Annotated in this window: 15 protein-coding genes; 7 read left to right on the plus strand and 8 right to left on the minus strand. The window is 58.8% G+C overall.

The features are described from left to right. Positions 1–176: 176 nt before the first annotated feature. Entirely contained in the window at positions 177–2,231 is a 2,055-nt protein-coding gene (gene rpoD, locus FY152_09040; GenBank protein UXS32227.1) for an RNA polymerase sigma factor RpoD, read from the minus strand. A gap of 394 nt (positions 2,232–2,625) precedes the next feature. Continuing rightward, positions 2,626–4,611, minus strand: a complete 1,986-nt coding sequence (locus FY152_09045) for a DNA primase (GenBank protein UXS32228.1) — start codon at positions 4,609–4,611, stop codon at positions 2,626–2,628. A 174-nt stretch (positions 4,612–4,785) separates the two neighbouring features. On the opposite strand from FY152_09045, the gene FY152_09050 reads away from it, so the two are divergent. Both FY152_09050 and FY152_09055 read left to right on the plus strand, forming a co-directional pair. Beyond that, complete coding sequence (locus FY152_09050) at positions 4,786–5,079, plus strand: BrnT family toxin (GenBank protein ID UXS32229.1); 294 nt, start codon at positions 4,786–4,788, stop codon at positions 5,077–5,079. After that, positions 5,042–5,371, plus strand: coding sequence for a BrnA antitoxin family protein (locus tag FY152_09055; protein ID UXS32230.1), 330 nt, complete (start codon positions 5,042–5,044; stop codon positions 5,369–5,371). The genes FY152_09050 and FY152_09055 overlap by 38 nt, the downstream gene beginning before the upstream one ends. 326 nt (positions 5,372–5,697) lie before the next feature. Here the strand turns inward: FY152_09055 and FY152_09060 are convergent, their stop codons facing one another. Beyond that, positions 5,698–6,207 carry a GNAT family N-acetyltransferase gene (locus FY152_09060; protein UXS32231.1) on the minus strand — a complete coding sequence of 170 codons (510 nt, stop codon included), beginning with the start codon at positions 6,205–6,207 and terminating at the stop codon, positions 5,698–5,700. Positions 6,208–6,447: 240 nt separating this feature from the next. Then, on the minus strand, positions 6,448–6,900 hold the full coding sequence (locus FY152_09065) for a GatB/YqeY domain-containing protein (GenBank protein UXS32232.1): 453 nt from the start codon (positions 6,898–6,900) through the stop codon (positions 6,448–6,450). A 335-nt stretch (positions 6,901–7,235) separates the two neighbouring features. On the opposite strand from FY152_09065, the gene carA reads away from it, so the two are divergent. Then, a complete protein-coding gene (gene carA / locus FY152_09070) occupies positions 7,236–8,441 on the plus strand; it encodes a glutamine-hydrolyzing carbamoyl-phosphate synthase small subunit (protein ID UXS32233.1) in 1,206 nt (401 codons plus the stop codon). 100 nt (positions 8,442–8,541) lie between these two features. Here the strand turns inward: carA and FY152_09075 are convergent, their stop codons facing one another. Further along, on the minus strand, positions 8,542–9,939 hold the full coding sequence (locus FY152_09075; protein ID UXS32234.1) for an MATE family efflux transporter: 1,398 nt from the start codon (positions 9,937–9,939) through the stop codon (positions 8,542–8,544). A 360-nt stretch (positions 9,940–10,299) separates the two neighbouring features. On the opposite strand from FY152_09075, the gene FY152_09080 reads away from it, so the two are divergent. Both FY152_09080 and FY152_09085 read left to right on the plus strand, forming a co-directional pair. Continuing rightward, positions 10,300–12,369, plus strand: a complete 2,070-nt coding sequence (locus FY152_09080; GenBank protein UXS33249.1) for a HAMP domain-containing protein — start codon at positions 10,300–10,302, stop codon at positions 12,367–12,369. Positions 12,370–12,653: 284 nt separating this feature from the next. Then, positions 12,654–13,133: a DUF2938 domain-containing protein gene (locus FY152_09085; protein ID UXS32235.1), complete on the plus strand. Its 480-nt coding sequence runs from the start codon at positions 12,654–12,656 to the stop codon at positions 13,131–13,133. Positions 13,134–13,171: 38 nt separating this feature from the next. On the opposite strand, the gene FY152_09090 is transcribed toward FY152_09085, so the two are convergent. After that, positions 13,172–14,101 carry a zinc metallopeptidase gene (locus FY152_09090; protein UXS32236.1) on the minus strand — a complete coding sequence of 310 codons (930 nt, stop codon included), beginning with the start codon at positions 14,099–14,101 and terminating at the stop codon, positions 13,172–13,174. A gap of 98 nt (positions 14,102–14,199) precedes the next feature. Further along, positions 14,200–14,685 (minus strand): DUF2306 domain-containing protein, encoded by a 486-nt coding sequence (locus FY152_09095; protein UXS32237.1) that lies wholly within the window; start codon positions 14,683–14,685, stop codon positions 14,200–14,202. A 49-nt stretch (positions 14,686–14,734) separates the two neighbouring features. Here FY152_09095 and FY152_09100 point away from each other — a divergent pair, with 49 nt between their 5' ends. Both FY152_09100 and carB read left to right on the plus strand, forming a co-directional pair. Further along, positions 14,735–15,589: a response regulator transcription factor gene (locus FY152_09100; protein UXS32238.1), complete on the plus strand. Its 855-nt coding sequence runs from the start codon at positions 14,735–14,737 to the stop codon at positions 15,587–15,589. Between the two features lie 157 nt (positions 15,590–15,746). Continuing rightward, positions 15,747–19,235: a carbamoyl-phosphate synthase large subunit gene (gene carB / locus FY152_09105; protein ID UXS32239.1), complete on the plus strand. Its 3,489-nt coding sequence runs from the start codon at positions 15,747–15,749 to the stop codon at positions 19,233–19,235. A 106-nt stretch (positions 19,236–19,341) separates the two neighbouring features. On the opposite strand, the gene FY152_09110 is transcribed toward carB, so the two are convergent. Further along, complete coding sequence (locus FY152_09110; GenBank protein UXS32240.1) at positions 19,342–20,481, minus strand: diguanylate cyclase; 1,140 nt, start codon at positions 20,479–20,481, stop codon at positions 19,342–19,344. Between the last annotated feature and the right edge of the window lie 100 nt (positions 20,482–20,581).

Genomic DNA, 20,581 nt, shown 5'->3' on the forward strand with positions numbered 1-20,581 from the left:
CGCCGTCACATCAGGACAATGCGTAAAAACAAAGGGATAAAGCATCTGGCTTTTCAGAGAAAAACGGAGCGCTTTATTTTCACACATAAGGCTTGTCGCAGAGTTCGCCAGTGCGGGAAACAAAAAACCCGGCCAGCGCAAACTGACCGGGTTCAATTTTAAAGGAAACAAACAGCTTAGCTGTCGAGGAAGCTGCGCAGCTTTCTGGAGCGGCTCGGATGCTTCAGCTTGCGCAGCGCCTTCGCTTCGATCTGACGAATACGTTCGCGCGTGACCGAGAACTGCTGGCCGACTTCTTCCAGCGTATGGTCGGTGTTCATGCCGATGCCGAAACGCATGCGCAGAACACGTTCTTCACGCGGCGTCAGCGACGCCAATACGCGGGTCGTCGTCTCACGCAGGTTCGCCTGAATGGCGGCATCGATCGGCAGCAGCGCGTTCTTGTCTTCGATGAAGTCACCGAGATGCGAATCCTCTTCGTCACCCACGGGAGTTTCGAGCGAGATCGGCTCCTTGGCGATCTTCAGAACCTTGCGCACCTTTTCAAGCGGCATGGCCAGCTTTTCGGCCAGCTCTTCCGGGGTCGGCTCACGGCCGATCTCGTGCAGCATCTGGCGCGAGGTGCGAACGATCTTGTTGATCGTTTCGATCATATGCACCGGAATACGGATCGTGCGGGCCTGGTCGGCGATCGAACGGGTGATCGCCTGCCTGATCCACCAGGTCGCATAGGTCGAGAACTTGTAACCACGGCGGTATTCGAACTTGTCGACCGCCTTCATCAGGCCAATATTGCCTTCCTGAATAAGATCGAGGAACTGCAGGCCACGGTTGGTGTATTTTTTCGCAATCGAGATCACGAGACGCAGGTTGGCCTCAACCATCTCCTTCTTGGCGATACGCGCTTCGCGCTCACCCTTCTGCACCATCGAGACGATGCGGCGGAATTCGGCGATGGAAATGCCGGTTTCCGTGGAGAGGTTCTGGATTTCCTGACGGATTTCGCGGATCGTGTTGCTTTCCTCGCGGGCGAATTCCTTCCAGCCGCGGGCGGCCAGATTGGCAATCGACTTCATCCAGTTCGGATCGAGTTCCGCACCGTGATACTGCTCGAGGAAGCTGTCGCGCTTGACGCCATAGGATTCGGCAAGGCGCAGCAGACGGCCTTCGTTCTGCATCAGACGTTTGGAAATGTCGTAAAGCTGCTCGACAAGACTGTCGATACGGTTCTGGTTCAGCGACAGCGACTTGACGGCCGTGATCAGCTGATCCTTCAGTTCCTTGTAACGACGCTCCTGACCGGAAGACAGGGTACCTGTGCAGGCAAGGCGCGCCTCAACCTGCTGGTCCTGAAGCTTGCGAAGCTTCTTGTAGGTGTCAGCGATGGTGTCGAGCGTTTCCATGACCTGCGGGCGCAGTTCGGCTTCCATCGCGGCAAGCGAAAGATTGGACTCGTCGTCGTCCTCTTCTTCCTCTTCCGGCGGCAGGCCATCGCCGCCCACGTCAGTCACATCCTCGTCGCCGGTCGGCGCGCGAAGCTTGCGGGTCTTTTCCTTCTCTTCAGCGGCCTTGCGGTCCGCCTCGATCTTTTCCGGGCTCTGGAACTGCGGCGCCGCCTTGGCTTCCGGGCCGGAATAGGTGGTTTCGAGATCGATGATCTCGCGCAGCAGCGTCGTGCCTTCGTTGAGTTCGTCGCGCCAGATGATCAGCGCCTGGAATGTCAGCGGGCTTTCGCACAGGCCCGAAATCATAGTTTCGCGGCCGGCCTCGATACGCTTGGCGATGGCGATTTCGCCCTCGCGCGACAGAAGCTCGACGGAACCCATTTCGCGCAGATACATGCGTACCGGGTCGTCGGTACGGTCGGTCGGTTCTTTCTTCTTTGCGGTCGCAAGTGCGGTGCCGCCGGAAGGGGCCAGTTCACCACCTTCGGAATCGTCGCTGTCGGAATCGCTGTCGTCGTCGCTCGCGGTCGCCTCTTCGGCATCCTCGTCCTCGATCACGTTGATGCCCATATCGGACAGCATCGCCATCGTGTCTTCGATCTGTTCGGAAGTCACCTCTTCGGACGGCAGGACGGAATTCAGCTCGTCCATCGTCACATAGCCGCGCTTCTTGGCGGCCTTGATCATTTTCTTGACCGCGTCATCCGAAAGATCGAGAAGCGGACCGTCCGTCGCACCGTCGCGTTCGTTTTCTGCTTCTTCGTTTTCTTTGACTTTGGTTGCCATCTATCTCGTCGCTTTCCCTGACGCTAACACCTGTTCCGCCGCATCGCCGTCCGCCCCTTGAGCATCCGGCGCATTGCCGCGAATCACTGTCAGACACCTAACGGAGTGATCTTTAATTGCCGATTAACCACGGCAGCCTCAGGCAGAATGCAAAGACAGTGCACCCGGAAATGCTTGCTCATGCAATTTCTATCCGCCAAGGCTCATTCCACCTTACTTTTCCTGAAATGGTGATTCCCGCTATTTCCCGTCGCGTCAAGCCTTTAGGGGCGAGACAGCCAAGGAAATTCGTAAAAAAGGCCGCATTTTGCGGGTTATCACCAGACTACCCCCTATTTAGGACGCCTGCCGCAAAAGGCAACCCCACACGCCTTTCAATTATTCCCGACCGCCCCTACCCATGGCCGAAGGCAGGCCCCTTCACCCGCCCGGACATGACCCCGAAACCGTCGATAATCGCCTCCTGATTTTCCATGCGGCCGATTTCAAGCTGCACTTCGGCCAGCGCCCGCACCAGAAGTGTGCCGCGCTCGTCATCCGTCGCCTCGGCGATTTCCCGTTCCAGCTCCCGTTTTTGCCAGAGCAGGGATTTCGTCCTCTTATGCAGCGAAAGCGCCTGCACATATCCTTCCCGCGCATCCTCCATTGCCGCCTGTTCGGTGGCCGTCCACAGCCGGGCATTGCGCACCTGCTGGTCCATGGTCTTCAGCAGCACTTCGAAACCCTGCTGCGACAGGCGTTCGATCAGGCCAGCCCGTGATATGTCGGCAGCACTTTCCGCCGCAAAGGTCAGCACCGTCGACCACAGCCGTTGCAGATCGCGGTTCTCGTAATCAATGGCGGCGATCTCGTCATATTCCTCGAGCAGAAGTTCGGGATGATTGACGATGGTAATGGCAAGGACGCTTTCCCTCAGCGACGGTTTTGTCTGGTGTCCCTTGACCAGACCGGATTGCGCCAGCCGGTCAGAAATGCTGCTGGCCGGTGTGCCCATGGCCCCGCCTCTTCCAGAAGCGTTTCGCTGGAAACCGCGCCCGCCTCCCTGGCCGCCGTCCCGTCGAAAATTCCCGCCCTGCGCCCCAGACGGTTGAAAACGCGGCTGGAAGAAGCCATTCAACCTGTCGCGCATATCCTGCTGGTAAAAACGCCGCACCGCCTCGTCACCGATGACGGCAACGATCTGTCGCAGGCGGCTTTCAAGCTGGGCGCGCTTTTCCGGCGTGTCGAAGGTGACACCGGCGGTCTCCCGGCTCCAGATCATCGCGGCGAGCGGCTTTGCTTCCGAAAGCACCCGGTCAAACGGCGCGCGCCCCTCCAGCCGCACGAGATCGTCCGGGTCCTTGCCGTCAGGCAGAAGCGCGAAGCTCACCGAACGGTCCGGCTTGATATGCGGCAGGGCCAGATCCGCCGCGCGATTGGCGGCGCGAATGCCCGCACCATCGCCATCAAAGCAGAGGATCGGCTGCGGTGACATCTTCCAGAGGAGATCGAGCTGGCTTTCCGTCAGCGCCGTGCCGAGCGGCGCGACAGCATTTTCGACACCGGCCTGATAGAGCGCGATGACATCCATATAACCTTCAACGGCGATCACCGAACCGCCGGCCGCCTGCGAGGCACGCCGGGCACGGGCGAAATTGTAGAGAACATTGCCCTTGTGAAAAAGTTCGGTCTCGTTGGAATTCAGATATTTCGCCACCGCATCCGCCGCCATGGCGCGGCCGCCAAAGGCGATCACCTTTTCGCGTGACGACAGGATCGGGAACATGATGCGGTCGCGGAAGCGGTCGTAGGAGACGGGCACATTTTCATGCACCACCAGCCCGCAGGCTTCCATCTGTTCCCGCGACACGCCTTTGCTTGCCAGATGCTCTTTCAGCGCATTGCGGCTATCAGGCGCAAAACCGAGCCGGAAGGTCTCGATGGTGCGCCCGGTCAGCCCACGATCACGCAGATAGGCCCGCGCCCGCGCGCCCAGCGCCGTCTGCAGCTGGTCCTGAAAGAACAGCGTCGCCATTTCCATGACGTCCTGAAGCGAGGTGCGCTCACGCTCACGCTTTTCCGCCTGCGGATCGGGCTGCGGCATCGCGATGCCTGCCATGTCGGCGACCTGCTGCACAGCCTCTGGAAAACTCAGTCCTTCGAGTTCCGTCAGAAACCGGAAATGATCGCCGGAAACACCGCAGCCAAAGCAATGATAGCGCCCCTTGCGGTCCTCACAATGGAAACTGGGACTTTTCTCGCCGTGGAACGGGCAGCAGGCCCAATAATCACCGCGTGACGTATTCGTCTTCTTCTTGTCCCAGGACACACGTCGGCCAATCACATCGGAGATGTGCACGCGGTCGCGTATCTCATCGAGAAAAGAATTGGAAAAGCGCATGGGTTACCCGTTTGAGGCCAGTCTTTCATATAAGCGCAGAACGGCCGCAATACAAAATGGATAGGTAAAGAATACCCACTATTCACAGGCGGCGTTGACATTAATGTATATACAGACGAATATACGCGAGCCGCACATGAGTGCCTTTGAACTGGAATCGGTTTCAGGCGGCTCATGGACATTGTGACGAGAGATTTCATTTCCTTTGAATGGGATGAAAACAAGCGGCTGATTAACATTCAGAAGCACGGTATCGACTTTCCGAGGGCGGCAAGAGCGCTTTCGCAACCGCATCTGGAAAGTCGCTCCGATCAAAACGGAGAGAGTCGCATTCTGGCGATATGCCCGGAAACAGACGATCTGATCGCAATTATCTATACGATGCGGGGAGATATCTGCCGGATCATATCAGCGCGGGCGACGAGGAAAAATGAGCGAAGAACGTATCGTCAGATATTCTCTGGATGAGATCCGGGAAAAGATCGCCAAGGGCGAAGATCGAACCGACTGGGCGCGTGTCGATGCCATGACCGACGAGGATATCGAACGCGCCACACGCGACGATCCGGACTGGGCAGGCTTCGACGATATCGACTGGTCGAAGGCTGAAGTCGTTTTTCCGACAGCCAAACAATCCATTTCCATCCGCGTTGATCAGGATGTGGTGGACTTCTTCAAGTCCACCGGAAAAGGCTATCAGACACGCATGAATGCGGTCCTGCGCCATTATGTGCATGAGCAGAAAAAACGGCAGGGCTGAAGGCAGCAAATCGCCATCGCGCCTGCTTCCGGCAAATTTGTGGCAGTGCACCATCACCAAAAATTATGTTTTTGTAATTTGAGCCGCCCGCTGCGGCAATGTAAAAACATACCTGAAGGCAGTGCTTGATCTCCGCATAAATCTGCCGACGCCCGCAGGCACGTCCCCCGAAAAAAGCCTGTGAAGGACCGCATTTTGATCCGCCGGAATGCGCTTTCGTCGGCAGAAAAAAGGCAGGGTAGCCATGGCTACCCTGCCTTTACTTTTCTCAACATGCGGAAGCATCCGTTTGCAGTCCTTCGGTGCCAGACTAGCAATGCTCCGTCCTATGCCGCGACATGAAATCGGATGATGGCGCCATTCCATTCGGGACGATCCCAGTCCAACTCGGACATGCTGTTTTCAACCGCACTTTTGCGGATCGCACCTTGCCAGAATCTCAGTGCAGCAACGTTCTTTCTGGCGACAGCGACCTCCCAGGCTCCCGGATGCTGTTGAAAAAGTCTTTGCGCCGCAATCAGCCCAAATCCCTGACCACGATACTTACGCACGATGAAGAACTCGGCGACGGAATAGTCGGTAGGCAACGTCGAATGGCTCGCGTCATTTATGAGTGCAAAGCCAACAGGTCTTTCATCTGCCTTTAACAAGAAGGCCGACCAGTGAGGACGATCGAAATAAGCATCGAGTGGATAGTCGGGAAATCGGCCATTTTGCTCAAGTTCCCCACGCGGCGTCCCCGCCCAGAACTGGGAAAAATCATGCGTATATAACTGCATCAGGTTTTGGAAAACGGATGCATCGGCTGGCGATGCTACATCGAGGCTGAAATTCAAAAAAGTGCTCCGTTATTGATGTCCTGCGCCGAGGAGGCCTTACGGGATGTGACAGGCAGAAGGCGCTATCGCGATGCCCCTTTGACGCGTCCGGACCGGGTTCTACGCGGCCCTTGATACCTGCGCATGACAGCATTTGATCTGCCGCGATATATCGTCGTCAGCACAAAAAAGGCGGGGCACCTGTGGCTGCCCCGCCTTTAATTCTTCTGAATGGCAAAAGCCCGCTTCAGCAAATCCTTACTTCAACAGATCCTTGACGACGCCGGAGGCCTTCGCGAAGTCGATCTGGCCGGGATAGCGTTCCTTCAGCGCATTCATGCATTTGCCCATGTCACGCAGGCCGGACGCGCCGGTCTCGCTGATGACGGCCTGGCACAGTTCGCGTACCTTCTCTGCCGGAATCTCTTCCGGCATGAATTCCTTGATGATGACGATTTCCTCGCGTTCCTGAGCGGCAAGCTCGGGCCGGCCGGCGCCGTCATAGATGCTGGCGGACTCTTCCCGCTGCTTCACCATCTTGGTCAGAATCTGCATGATATCCTCATCGCTGACGGGATCCTTGCCCACGCCGCGATTGGCAATGTCACGGTCCTTGATGGCCGTCTGGATGAGGCGCACGGTCGATGTGCGGCGCGCATCACGAGCCTTCAGCGATTCCTTCAAAGTATTTGCGAATACATCGCGCAGCATTTCTTTTTCTCCTTGGGAAAGCGCATTCCGCAGCTTCTTCATACGGAAACTTTCCACCTTATTTTTCGCAACGACATAAACGAGCAAACCCGCTCAAGCAAATCAAATGCATAAGCCCTTGAATGTACGAAGGTTTAATTCCGCGTAAATCTTGAGCCTGCGGTTGACCGCTTGGGCAGCTTTCGTTATTTTCCGGCACCTGCACGAGATTTTAACGAAGGGTCGGAACGCGAGTTTATCGCGCGCCCCTTTATGTCACGAAGCCTGCGACAAAAATGGCCCCTTACCCCCTGCCTTTCAAGAGGCGGGGTGCGAAGCGGCAGAAACGGAACGAGATGACCGAGACAGCGCCCTGGACTACCCGCAAACCGACCGCAATGCTTGTTCTTGCCGATGGCACGGTGATTGAAGGAACGGGTATCGGCGCAACCGGCAAGGTACAGGCCGAAGTCTGTTTCAACACGGCGCTGACGGGTTACGAAGAAATCCTCACCGATCCCTCCTATCTCGGCCAGATCGTCACCTTCACCTTCCCGCATATCGGCAATGTCGGCACAAACGAGGAAGACATTGAAGACCTGACCCCCGCCGCCCGCCGTGGCGCCGTCGGCGTCATCTTCAAGGCCGACATCACCGACCCGTCGAACTTCCGCGCCGTCAAGCATCTGGACGCCTGGCTGAAGGCCCGCGGCGTCATTGGCCTCTGCGGCATCGACACGCGCGCGCTGACGGCATGGATTCGCGAAAACGGCGCGCCGAACGCGGTGATCGCCCATGACCCGAACGGCGTCTTCGACATCGAGGCGCTGAAGGCGGAAGCAAAGGCATGGAGCGGCCTTGTCGGCCTCGACCTCGCCATCGAAGCCACCTCCGGTCAGTCCTCCACCTGGACGGAAACGCCGTGGGTCTGGAACAAGGGCTACGGCACGCTCGGCGAAGCCGATGCGAAATATCACGTCGTCTGCGTGGATTTTGGCGTCAAGCGCAACATCCTGCGCCTCTTCGCCGGTCTCGATTGCAAGGTAACTGTGGTTCCGGCCCAGACTTCGGCCGAAGACATTTTGGCGCTAAAGCCGGATGGCGTGTTCCTCTCCAACGGCCCCGGAGACCCGGCCGCGACAGGCGAATATGCCGTGCCCGTCATCCAGAACCTCATCAAGAGCGAACTGCCGATCTTCGGCATCTGCCTTGGTCACCAGATGCTCGGCCTCGCCGTCGGCGCAAAGACCGAAAAGATGCATCAGGGCCATCACGGCGCGAACCACCCGGTCAAGGACTTCACCACCGGCAAGGTTGAAATCGTCTCCATGAACCACGGCTTTGCAGTCGACACCAAGTCGCTGCCGGATGGCGTCGAAGAAACCCACATCTCGCTGTTCGATGGCACCAATTGTGGCCTGCGCATCATCGGCAAGCCGGTCTTCTCCGTCCAGCATCACCCGGAAGCATCGCCCGGCCCGCAGGACAGCCACTACCTCTTCCGCCGCTTCGTCAACCTGCTGCGCGAGAGACAGGGCGAAGCAGCGCTCGCCGAGCGCTGATAGGCCGTCCCCATACTCCACGTCATCCTCAGGCTTGACCAGAGGATCCATCGAGACCGGGATGACCAGAGTTACATGTAAGAATCATCACGGCCCGCTATCAGCGGGCCGTTCGCATTTCACGCTTCACCAGAATGACGAAACGCACGGTCAGGAGAACGGCTGCCGTCGAAAGGCCGATCACGAAACCGAACCAGACGCCCCGCCCGCCAAAGCCGAGCGGAAAGGCCATGGTCCAGGCAAGCGCCAGCCCGATCGGCCAATAGGAAATCAGCGCCAGCATCGCCGGAATGCGCGCATCCTTCAATCCGCGCAGCAAGCCCGCGGTGACGGCCTGAATGCCATCGACCAGCTGGAAGATGCCGGCAATCACCACCAGGCTGCTGGCATAGGCAAGCACTTCCGCCGCTTCCGGCAGTTTCGCATCAAGGAACCATTTCGCCAGGAATTCCGGAACCGCCGCAAACAGGATGCCGCCGCAAACTGCAATGCCGCACGCAATCGCATAGACCATGATGGAAGCGCGAACGAGGTTTTTGAAATCGCCCTGGCCGCGCGCTATTCCCACCCGAACGGTTGCGGCCTGCGCCAGACCAAGCGGGATCATGAAGGCGATGGACGCAAGCTGCAGGGCAATGCCGTGCGCCGCCAGCTGCACGGTGCCGATCTGTCCCATCAGAATGGAAGCGGCGGCAAACAGCGTCACTTCGGCAAGGATGGTGATGCCGATCGGCAGGCCGAGGCGCAGCACTTCGAACAGCGCATGCCAGTCCGGCCGCCAGAAGCGCACGAACAGCTCGTATTTTTTCGTTTCCTCACGCGTCTGCACGTAAGCGACAATGAAGATGAAGCTGAAGGCATTGACGATGACGGCAACGACGGCAGCACCATTCATGCCCATTGCCGGCAATCCGAAATGGCCGAACACCAGCGCATAGGCGAGCACGCCATTCATCAACAGCATGATGATGGTGACATAAAGAATGATGCCCGCACGGCCGATGGCACTGACAAGTCCGCGCAGCACATAGAAAAGCAGCGCCGGCAGAAGGCCGAATTTGGCGATGGCGAGATAGTGGCCGGTCAGCGCTGCGACATCAGGGTTCTGCCCGAGATAGATCAGGATGCGCTCGGCATTGAAGAATATCGGCAAAGCGAGCACCCAGTAGGCGATCGCCACCCACATGCCCATGCGCAGCGAGCGGCGGGCCGCCGTCGCATCCCCCTGTCCGTAGGCCTGCGCCACCATCGGCACCACGGCCACGGAAAATCCCGAGCCGAAAATGAAAACGACGAAGAAGAACTGCCCGGCCAGCACCATGGCCGCGAGCTTTTCGGCACCCAGCTGGCCGACGATGACCATGTCAGTGGTATGGATGCCAAGCTGCGCGAGCTGCGCACCGATAAGCGGAATTCCCAGCGCAAGCGTAGCCCTGAAATGCGAAAGCCACGACCCCGATCCGGTGGGAACGGTTTCTGCAACAACCGACGAAGACATTGTAATTCACCTGAATTTTGGCCGTTGCCCGCGAATTGCGCAACGGCAGCAGGTCGATGAATAAAATATTCCCCTCCTGCACGCAACCTTTGCGGATCAATGATCAAAATTTACGCAAATGGCCGTCCTAGGTGCGACATCCGTTCAAGATCGGCCGAAACGGCATGACATAAAACAAATTTAGCCGAATTTTACCATTTCACTTTACCCATTAGAACATCGCGAAGTTCTTTAAAATCATAAGCTGCATGACGCAGAATATTCCCGCCATTGAGGCATGTCTTTCCCATCATTATCCAAGATGAACCGAACGGGCATCTGGTTCCAAGGACGTGTAGCTTGCCAAAAAAAACCAATCTCATGACGCGCATTCTGTTTGCGGCGTCATCGCTTGTCGTCGCCGCCTTTGCAGGCTTTTCTTTCTACATCGATAGCCTCCAGCATCGGGTGACGACGGAAGCCGTGGCGGAAAACATTGATTCTTCCGGCAAACAGGCCGCCCAGAGCATCGCCAACTGGCTGAACGGCCGCATCATGCTGACCGACACGGTGGCGAAAACGCTTGCCAAGCTTTCCGATGACGACGCCAAGGTGCAGTTCCTGCAGAACGATGTTCTGACGGCACAATTCATGTCCACCTATTTCGGCAATGCCGAAACCGGCAGCTTCACGACCTTCCCGAAATTGCCGCTGCCGGAAGGTTATGACCCGCGCAAGCGCCCCTGGTATCTGGATGCCGTCAAGGCCGGCAAGCCTGTGCTGACCGAACCCTATAGCGATGCCTCGACCGGCGGCCTCATCATCACCGCCGCCATTCCCGTTTCCATCGACGGCAAGCTTGCCGGCGTTACCGGCAGCGACTTCTCGCTGGAATCGCTGGTCAACATGATCAAATCGGTCGATGCCGGCACGGATGGATATGCATTCCTCGTCAGCAAGGAGGGCAAGATCCTTATTCACCCCGATCCGAAATTTGTCGACAAGCCGATTACCGATCTCTTCAAGGTCGACACACCGGCGATTTCCTCGGCAATTTCGCAGACGGAGATCGACGGCAAGGGCAAGATCACCAGCTTCATCCCGGTCGCCGGCCTGCCTTCGGTCGACTGGTATCTCGGTTTCGTGGTCGATTCCGATGTCGCCTACAGCGCAATCGGCCAGTTCCGTCTGGCGGCAACCATAGCCACCATTCTCGCTGCCGCCATCATGATCGGCCTGCTTGCCACCGTGCTCAGCCGTTTCATCGTTCGCCCGGTCACGCAGATGACCGCCGCAATGGAAGGCCTTGCGGCCGGCAATCTCAACGTCACCATTCCGGGCCAGGAACGCACCGACCAGATCGGCTCAATGGCCGCGGCAGTCGCCGTATTCAGATCGAACGCCACGGAGCGTCTGCGCCTCGAAGGTGACGCCGAGCAGAACCGCACGCTTTCCGAACAGGAACGCAACGACCGCGAAAGACTGGCGGCTAAAGACGCGGCAGACATCCAGTTCGCGGTCGATTCGCTCGCCAAGGGGCTGGCACATCTTTCGAACGGCGATCTCAACTACCGCATCGACACGCCTTTCGTGACCCGCATCGACCGGCTGCGCGATGATTTCAACAATTCCGTCGCCAAGCTCAATGTTGCCTTGAGCACCGTTGGCCAGAATGCGCGGGCAATCGACGCCGGTGCGGGAGAAATCCGCCAGTCCGCCGACGATCTGGCGCGGCGCACCGAGCAACAGGCAGCCTCCGTGGAAGAGACTGCAGCGGCACTCGAGGAAATCACCACGACGGTCAAGGATTCCGCCCGCCGTGCCGAAGAAGTCGGTCGTCTCGTTGACCGCGCGCGCAACAATGCCGAACAATCCGGCATCATCGTTGAAGACGCCGTTCGCGCCATGGAAGGCATCGAAAAATCATCCTCCGAGATCAGCAACATCATCGGCGTGATCGACGAAATCGCCTTCCAGACCAACCTTCTGGCGCTGAATGCCGGTGTGGAAGCCGCCCGCGCCGGCGAGGCTGGCAAGGGTTTTGCCGTCGTCGCCCAGGAAGTGCGCGAACTCGCCCAGCGCTCCGCCAATGCGGCCAAGGAGATCAAGACGCTGATCAACGCCTCGACGTCGCAGGTGCAGTCCGGTGTCGATCTCGTCGGCAATGCGGGCAAGGCGCTGGAAACCATCGTCCGCGAAGTGCAGGAGATCAACCGCCATATCGACGCCATCGTGACCTCATCGCGCGAACAGTCCACCGGCCTTCAGGAAATCAACACCGCCATCAACACCATCGATCAGGGCACGCAGCAGAATGCCGCCATGGTCGAGGAACAGACGGCGGCAAGCCATGGGCTGGCCTCGGAAGCAGCAGCGCTGAACGATCTGCTCGCGCAGTTCCAGCTCGCCACGGCAACGCGGCGGCAGGCGGAATATGGGCGCGCTGCGTGAGGTGAGAATAGCTCACAGGCGAGACCTACAGACTCCGTCACCCCGGACTTGATCCGGGGTCCACGATCAAGTCCTTGATCGCAAAAGGCTCTCCTCACGGCGCAGACGCGCCGTGGCTGGATGCCGGATCAAGTCCGGCATGACGAAGAGAGGTTTCCGCACTTTTCCGCAATATGATGGCCGGAGCGATCCGGCCATTTTTCTTGCCCATCCCGCCAATAGCCTGTTCCCGCCACCGGCACGATCCGATAGAGCTTGATCGATCATGATTTGCGGAGGGATCCATGCTGGAACTGATTTGGCGCGGCATTGCCATGGGCATTGGCGGCACCGTGTTTATGGATATATGGGCGATCGTGCTACACCGGTTTTTCGGTCAGTCCGCCCCGAACTGGGCACCGGTCGGCCGCTGGTTCTGGCATGTGCCGAAGGGCACGATATTTCACGACAGCATCGCCACGGCCGCACCCTACGAACACGAACTGGCACTTGGCTGGATTTCACACTATGCCGTCGGCATTCTCTACGGCGTGGTTCTCGCCCTGATCGTGCCGGCATCGTGGTTTTCCGAGCCGTCCTTCGTCCAGCCATGGATCGTCGGTATCGTCACGGTCGGCGCGGGCTGGTTCCTGCTGCAGCCGGGCCTTGGCATCGGCTGGGCAGCATCGAAGACGCCCAATCCCACCAAGGTTCGTGTCCTCAACCTCGTTGCCCACACGGTCTTTGCGCTCGGCATGTATGCCGTGGCGCTTTTACTGCGTTGAATAAAAAAGGGGGCTGAAAAGCCCCCTCTTACGTCTGCTCAGATATTCGCCGAGAAGGTGTCGCAATCCTCGACACGGCCGCTCTGGAAACCGCGCTTGAACCATTCCATGCGCTGCGCGGAGGTGCCGTGGTTGAAACTATCCGGCACCACATAGCCTTGAGTCTGCTTTTGCAGGGTGTCGTCGCCGATCTGGTGGGCGGCATTGAGCGCTTCCTCGAGGTCGCCGGTTTCGAGAATGCCCTTCTGCTCGGTGAACTTGCCCCAGATGCCGGCATAACAATCCGCCTGAAGCTCCACACGCACGGACATCTTGTTGGCATCCACCTGGCTCATCGACTGGCGGCGGCGGTTGAACTCCGGCAGGACGCCGGTCAGGTTCTGGATGTGGTGGCCCACCTCATGCGCAATCACGTAAGCCTGAGCGAAATCGCCGGCTGCGCCAAAACGCTGGTCCAATTCCTTGAAGAAGCTGGTGTCGAGATAGACCTTGCGGTCTCCCGGGCAATAGAACGGGCCGCTGGCGGCCGAAGCATAACCGCAGGCCGACGATACCTGGCCCGAAAACAACACCAGCGTCGGTTTCTGATAGGTTTCGCCAGCGGACTGGAAAATGCCGCTCCAAGTATCTTCGGTCTCGGCCAGAACAGTGCGCACGAAAGCCGTCGTTTCGTCTGACGACTGACCCTGCGGACGGGTGCCGGACTGCTGGGTGCCGGATTGCTGCGAGGTGCCGCCATCCAATGAAATATCGCCGCCGGAAAGCAGCGTCAGCGGGTTGATGCCGAGCACCCAGCTGATCAGGAGAATGACCAGAATACCGCCGATGCCAATACCGCCACCGCGACGCCCGATCGGCACACGCATCCCGCCACGGGAAAAAGGATCGTTACCCGAAGGCCCCGATCCCGCTGACATGCCGCGCCGGTCCTCGATATTGTCCGACTGGCGACGCCCTCTCCATTCCATGCTCTTCTCCCGGCGTATATCGCCTCAACAAGCTGCCTTATAACGGCACTATAATACATCTTGTTCCGGAAGAAAGCAGAGGCGGCAAATGGAGTCTCTCATACGGTTCTGCGTCTCTTCCTCAACACTGTCAGAAACAGGAAGGCGAAGACGAGTGCGACGGCGGAAAGAGCCGCAAGACCGGCTTTCCCGTCGAACGCAACCTCATGCATGATGCGTCCGGGAACGAAGGTGAAGCCGCCGGCAATCACGATACCACCGAGATAAACGCTCTGCATGATGCGCATATGGCGTGCGATATCGCCACGGCGCGCGAAATAGACCGATTGCAGGCAGCCATATATGGTGAAAATGGAAAGCAGGTGGATCGGGCTAAAACCGTAAAAAATCCGCAATTCATGAATGAAGAAGGTCGAAACGGACGTTACGATCATCAGCGCCACCCAGACCTTGCCCAGCAGCCGGTGAACGGCGGTGCCCTTGGGGCGAAGAAAAACAAAGGCCCCGAGAAACGCTGCGGGCACAACGGTCAGGACATGGAATTGCACGGCAAGCGGTGCATCTAACAAAGGCTGGAGTGACATGGGTTTACTGTTCTGGCCTGGTTGAAATCACCGGCAATTTCGGCAAAACATGCGCGAAAGAAAAATCGATTGGCGTCAATCGCAGGAAAACTTCGTGGATCACCCGTATCTGCAATCCACGCTTCGTGAAATGCACGCCGTCCTGCAATCCCGCAGGCTGTGGCTGACATTTCTTGCCATATTGGCGATCTTCATTCTGACCGGACCTTTCGGGACCAGCGAAACCATGAGCTTCGCCGACCGGCTGCTTTACTGGACGATCGTTCAAACCGGCGCCTGGGCAATCGCCATAGCCTTTTCCATCATCGCCAATGCCGTCCTCGCGGGGAGTATCGAGAGTATGCTGACGCGAATGATGATCGGCTCGCTGCTCTCATCCCTGCCGATCGGATTGTTGCTCGCCCTTACGAACCATGCCTTTTACGACGGGAACATCGGCTTCCTCCCCATAATGAGAGGCAGCCTCACCGCCTTGCCGCTCTGCGCGATCTTTTGCCTGCTGAGCTACCTCACTGCGCGTCAGGCTGTCGAAGCGGCAAAGGACATGGAGGAGGATGAAGACCGCGGCATAAAAAACACCGCACCGCTGCTGGAGCGGCTGTCGCCGCAAAAGCGTGGTGAATTGTTACGCCTTTCCGTGCAGGATCATTATACCGAAATCGTCACCACGCGCGGACGCCAGCTCGTTCTGTTACGCTTTGCCGATGCACTGCGGGAAATCGGCGATACGCAGGGCTTGCAGGTGCACCGTTCCCATTGGGTGGCCGATGCCGGTGTGGTCTCGCTGCTGAGAAAGACGGGACGTCTTTATGTAGTGATGCATGACGGTACGGAAATTCCCGTCAGCCGCTCTTACAGTGCAGCGGTACAGGCCCGTTTTGCCGCCCTTGTCCCTGCCCGTTAAGAGTTTCTGTCGATTCCGGAATTTATGGGGTTCCGTTCTCAAAAACATTTGCCTATAAGCCGCTTCTAGCCTGAAAACATTTGAATTGCGCTCCCCGGCCGGTGATCTTCCACCCTGGCCGGTGTTTTGCGCAACCAAAAAGCGGAACGAGAGAGCCATGCCGAAGCGCCAAGATATCAAGTCCATCCTCATCATCGGCGCGGGACCGATCGTCATCGGTCAGGCATGTGAATTCGACTATTCCGGCACACAGGCCTGCAAGGCGCTGAAGGAAGAGGGTTACCGGGTCATTCTGGTCAACTCCAACCCGGCGACGATCATGACCGATCCGGGCCTTGCCGACGCAACCTATGTCGAGCCGATCACGCCTGAAGTCGTGGCCAAGATCATCGCCAAGGAACGTCCGGACGCGCTGCTGCCGACCATGGGCGGCCAGACCGCGCTCAACACCGCGCTGTCTCTCAAGCGCATGGGCGTTCTCGACCGCTACAACGTGGAAATGATCGGTGCAAAGCCGGAAGCCATCGATATGGCTGAAGACCGCGCCCTCTTCCGCGAAGCCATGGCGCGCATCGGCCTCGAAACGCCGAAGTCCATGCTGGCCAACGCCACCGAGATCAAGGACGCAGACCGCAAGAAGCACGAAGCCGCCCGCACCGAGCTGAAGGGCAAGCTTTCCGGCCCCGATCTCGACAAGGCGCTGGACGATTTGGAAAACCAGTGGAACCTTGGCGAGACCGACCGCAAGCAGCGTTACATGGCCCATGCCATGGCCATTGCCGCCCAGGCCATCGACCATGTCGGCCTGCCGGCCATCATCCGTCCGTCCTTCACGCTTGGCGGCACCGGCGGCGGCATTGCCTATAACCGCTCGGAATTCTTCGACATCGTCTCCGGCGGCCTCGACGCGTCGCCGACCACCGAAGTGCTGGTCGAAGAGTCTGTTCTCGGCTGGAAGGAATATGAGATGGAAGTCGTCCGCGACAAGGCGGACAATTGCATCATCATCTGCTCCATCGAAAACATCGATCCGATGGGCGTCCACACGGGTGACTCGATCACCGTTGCACCGGCGCTGACGCTGACCGACAAGGAATACCAGATCATGCGCAACGCTTCGATTGCGGTGCTGCGCGAGATCGGCGTCGAAACCGGCGGCTCGAACGTGCAGTTCGCCGTCAACCCGAAGGACGGCCGCCTCGTCGTCATCGAAATGAACCCGCGCGTCTCGCGCTCGTCCGCCCTGGCATCGAAGGCGACCGGCTTCCCCATCGCCAAGATCGCCGCCAAGCTCGCCATCGGTTATACGCTCGACGAGCTGGAAAACGACATTACCGGCGGCGCGACGCCCGCTTCGTTCGAGCCTTCCATCGACTACGTCGTCACCAAGATCCCGCGTTTTGCCTTTGAGAAGTTCCCGGGCGCTTCGCCGATCCTCACCACCGCCATGAAGTCGGTCGGTGAAGTCATGGCCATCGGCCGCACCTTCGCGGAATCGCTGCAGAAGGCGCTGCGCGGCATGGAAACCGGCCTCACGGGTCTCGATGAAATCGAAATCCCGGGTTTTGAGGAAGGCGAAGGCTCCAAGAACGCCATCCGCGCCGCCATCGGCACGCCGACGCCGGACCGCCTGCGCATGGTCGCACAGGCGCTGCGCATGGGCATGACGGAAGAGGAAGTTCACGAGAACTCGAAGATCGATCCCTGGTTCATCGCCCAGTTCAAGGCCATCGTTGATACGGAAGCCCGCATCCGCGAGCACGGCCTGCCGCAGGATGCTGAGAACCTGCGCATGCTGAAGGCCATGGGCTTCTCCGACGCCCGCCTCGCCAGCCTGACATCCAAGCGCCCGAAGGAAGTGGCCGAACTGCGCAACAGCCTGAACGTCCGCCCGGTCTTCAAGCGCATCGACACCTGCGCGGCCGAATTCGCTTCGCCGACCGCTTACATGTATTCGACCTACGAAATCCCCTTCGTCGGCGCTGCCCGCTCGGAAGCGCAGGTTTCGGATCGCAAAAAGGTCGTCATCCTCGGCGGTGGCCCGAACCGTATCGGCCAGGGCATCGAGTTCGATTATTGCTGCTGCCACGCCGCCTTCGCGCTGAAGGATGCCGGCTTCGAAGCGATCATGATCAACTGCAACCCGGAAACGGTTTCCACCGACTACGACACCTCCGACCGCCTCTATTTCGAACCGCTGACGGCCGAAGACGTGATCGAGATCATGCGCGCCGAACAGGAAAAGGGCGAACTGGTTGGTGTCATCGTGCAGTTCGGCGGCCAGACCCCGCTGAAGCTCGCCGAAGCGCTGGAAAAGAACGGTATCCCGATCCTCGGCACCGCGCCTGACATGATCGACCTTGCCGAAGACCGCGACCGCTTCCAGAAGCTGCTGATGAAGCTGGACCTCGCCCAACCGAACAACGGCATTGCCTATTCGGTCGAGCAGGCCCGCCTCGTCGCCTCCGAAATCGGCTTCCCGCTGGTCGTTCGCCCGTCTTACGTTCTGGGTGGCCGCGCCATGCAGATCATCCATTCGGAAGGCCAGCTCCAGACCTATCTGCTCGACACGGTTCCGGGCCTGGTGCCCGAGGACATCAAGCAGCGCTACCCGAACGACAAGACCGGCCAGATCAACACCCTGCTCGGCAAGAACCCGCTGCTGTTCGACAGCTACCTGACCAACGCCGTCGAAGTGGACGTCGATGCGCTGTGCGATGGCGAAAACGTCTTCGTTTCCGGCATCATGGAACACATCGAAGAAGCCGGTATCCATTCGGGCGACTCGGCCTGCTCGCTGCCGTCGCGGTCGCTGAGCAAGGAAACGCTCGACGAGTTGGAACGCCAGACGACCGCGCTTGCCAAGGCGCTCAATGTCGGCGGCCTGATGAACGTTCAATACGCCATCAAGGACGGCACGATCTACGTTCTCGAAGTCAACCCGCGTGCCTCGCGCACCGTGCCTTTCGTGGCGAAGACCATCGGCGCGCCGATTGCCAAGATCGCCGCCCGCGTCATGGCCGGCGAGAAGCTGGAGCCGGCGATTGCCGCCTATGGCCAGAAGCCCGATCCGCGCAACCTGAAGCACATCGCCGTCAAGGAGGCGGTCTTCCCCTTCGCCCGCTTCCCCGGCGTCGACATTCTGCTTGGGCCGGAAATGCGCTCGACCGGCGAAGTCATCGGCCTCGACACGGATTTTGCGCTGGCCTTCGCCAAGAGCCAGCTCGGCGCCGGCGTCGACCTGCCGCGCTCCGGCACGGTCTTCGTCTCGGTACGTGACGACGACAAGGAAGGCGTTCTGCCGGCCATCCGCATTCTGGTGGAGAGCGGTTTCAAGGTGCTGGCAACCGGCGGCACCCAGCGTTTCCTTGCCGAGCAGGGCGTCAATGCTGAAAAGATCAACAAGGTGCAGGAAGGCCGCCCGCATATCGAAGACGCCATCCGCAACCGTCAGGTCCAGCTCGTCATCAACACGACAGACAGCAACAAGGCGATTTCGGACAGCAAGTCGCTGCGTCGCGCAACGCTGATGCAGAAGGTGCCCTACTACACGACGATGGCCGGTGCGGAAGCCGCAGCCCTCGCCATTCAGGCGCTGAAGGCCGGCAATCTGGAAGTGAAGCCGCTGCAGAACTATTTCCAATAAGGTCAGGCGCGGAAGCCCCAAAGGGTTTTCCGGCGCGGACATAACAAAACGCCGCGGGTCACCATGCCCGCGGCGTTTTGCTTTGGTCATCGAAGACTGGCAGGCCTCACGCGGCCAGTGCCTCGCGAACGCAATTGCGTCCTTCTGTCTTGGCCCGATAGAGCGCGCGGTCCGCCATTTCCGCCAAAGTCTGGAGATCACACCCCATTTCACCGGTGGTCGCAACGCCGATACTGATCGTCACGCCGACACGCAAACCGCCGCAATCGACCTCCGTTACTGAAACCGCATCGCGAATGCGTTCGCCGATCGTGCAGGCCTTGTGGACGCCGGCGCCCGGCAGGAAGATGATGAATTCCTCGCCGCCATAACGCGCCAGGACATCGCCGCCACGGATGCTGCCGCCGATGCGCTTCGCCACTTCCTGAAGAACGCTGTCGCCGACGGCATGTCCGAAGCGGTCGTTGATCGACTTGAAGTGATCGATATCGAGCAGCATGGCCGCATCGGCGGGATCGGGCACAGCCGGCATTGTCTGGAAAAAGAAGCGCCGGTTCTTCACCCCTGTCAGTGGATCGGTATGCGCGAGAACCAGCAATTTCCGCTCGGACCGTTCGGCCACCAGCACCATTACGAACAGGGCAATGGCAAAGTTCAGCGTGATGATGAAGAAAAACGCATTGACCAGGTCGATGGTGGCGTATTGGGGGAAAAGCACGCTCTTCACCACCGAAAGCGAAATCAGGCCGGAAAAGCCGGAAATTGCGCCGAGCGCCAGACGGGACAGAAGCGGTTCCCTGCGCCACCGGGCAAAAAGCCCGCCTGACCCTGCAAGATAGGCCAGAGCTGCGCAGCCGTTGAACAACGCCGCGCGATAAACATTATTGTCCGCCACCTGCTGCGCGAGAACAATCGCCAGCAGGGCGATGAGACAGACCGCCACTATGGTCCGCTTGCTGGCAGAGCGTCCGTCGCTCAGGATTTTCAGGCCGAGCCAGATCAGCGCATAACCCACAATACCGAAGACGATACTGCCCAACTGCCACAGGACCGGCGACATGATGCCCCATTCGCCGTAACCGGCGAGCGTAGAGCCGATGGTCATGGAAGCAAAGCCGGCCGCCAGGGCAGCCGGTCCACGCAAACCGCGATTTGTGAGTTTCAGATAGATAAAACTCAGCAACCCAACGATGTAGGAACACTTCTGCATCAGTATGACGGTCGCAAGATCAAGTTCACCTAGCATAAGAGGTCCACGCATTGAATAAATAGAATAATTGCAATTATAATATTAAGTATAAAATTTCAATAAGAATAACAAATAATAAAAGGTAAACTATAAATCG

The organism is Agrobacterium tumefaciens, from assembly GCA_025560025.1.
Taxonomy (GTDB): domain Bacteria; phylum Pseudomonadota; class Alphaproteobacteria; order Rhizobiales; family Rhizobiaceae; genus Agrobacterium.

Coding starts and splice junctions, on each gene's coding strand:
- FY152_09090 (UXS32236.1), bottom strand. CDS start 14,101: ATGGAATGGAGAGGGCGTCGCCAGTCGGACAATATCGAGGACCGGCGC.
- FY152_09075 (UXS32234.1), bottom strand. CDS start 9,939: ATGTCTTCGTCGGTTGTTGCAGAAACCGTTCCCACCGGATCGGGGTCG.
- FY152_09110 (UXS32240.1), bottom strand. CDS start 20,481: ATGCTAGGTGAACTTGATCTTGCGACCGTCATACTGATGCAGAAGTGT.
- FY152_09065 (UXS32232.1), bottom strand. CDS start 6,900: ATGCTGCGCGATGTATTCGCAAATACTTTGAAGGAATCGCTGAAGGCT.
- carA (UXS32233.1), top strand. CDS start 7,236: ATGACCGAGACAGCGCCCTGGACTACCCGCAAACCGACCGCAATGCTT.
- FY152_09045 (UXS32228.1), bottom strand. CDS start 4,611: ATGCGCTTTTCCAATTCTTTTCTCGATGAGATACGCGACCGCGTGCAC.
- FY152_09080 (UXS33249.1), top strand. CDS start 10,300: ATGACGCGCATTCTGTTTGCGGCGTCATCGCTTGTCGTCGCCGCCTTT.
- FY152_09085 (UXS32235.1), top strand. CDS start 12,654: ATGCTGGAACTGATTTGGCGCGGCATTGCCATGGGCATTGGCGGCACC.
- FY152_09050 (UXS32229.1), top strand. CDS start 4,786: ATGGACATTGTGACGAGAGATTTCATTTCCTTTGAATGGGATGAAAAC.
- carB (UXS32239.1), top strand. CDS start 15,747: ATGCCGAAGCGCCAAGATATCAAGTCCATCCTCATCATCGGCGCGGGA.
- FY152_09100 (UXS32238.1), top strand. CDS start 14,735: ATGCGCGAAAGAAAAATCGATTGGCGTCAATCGCAGGAAAACTTCGTG.
- FY152_09055 (UXS32230.1), top strand. CDS start 5,042: ATGAGCGAAGAACGTATCGTCAGATATTCTCTGGATGAGATCCGGGAA.
- FY152_09095 (UXS32237.1), bottom strand. CDS start 14,685: ATGTCACTCCAGCCTTTGTTAGATGCACCGCTTGCCGTGCAATTCCAT.
- rpoD (UXS32227.1), bottom strand. CDS start 2,231: ATGGCAACCAAAGTCAAAGAAAACGAAGAAGCAGAAAACGAACGCGAC.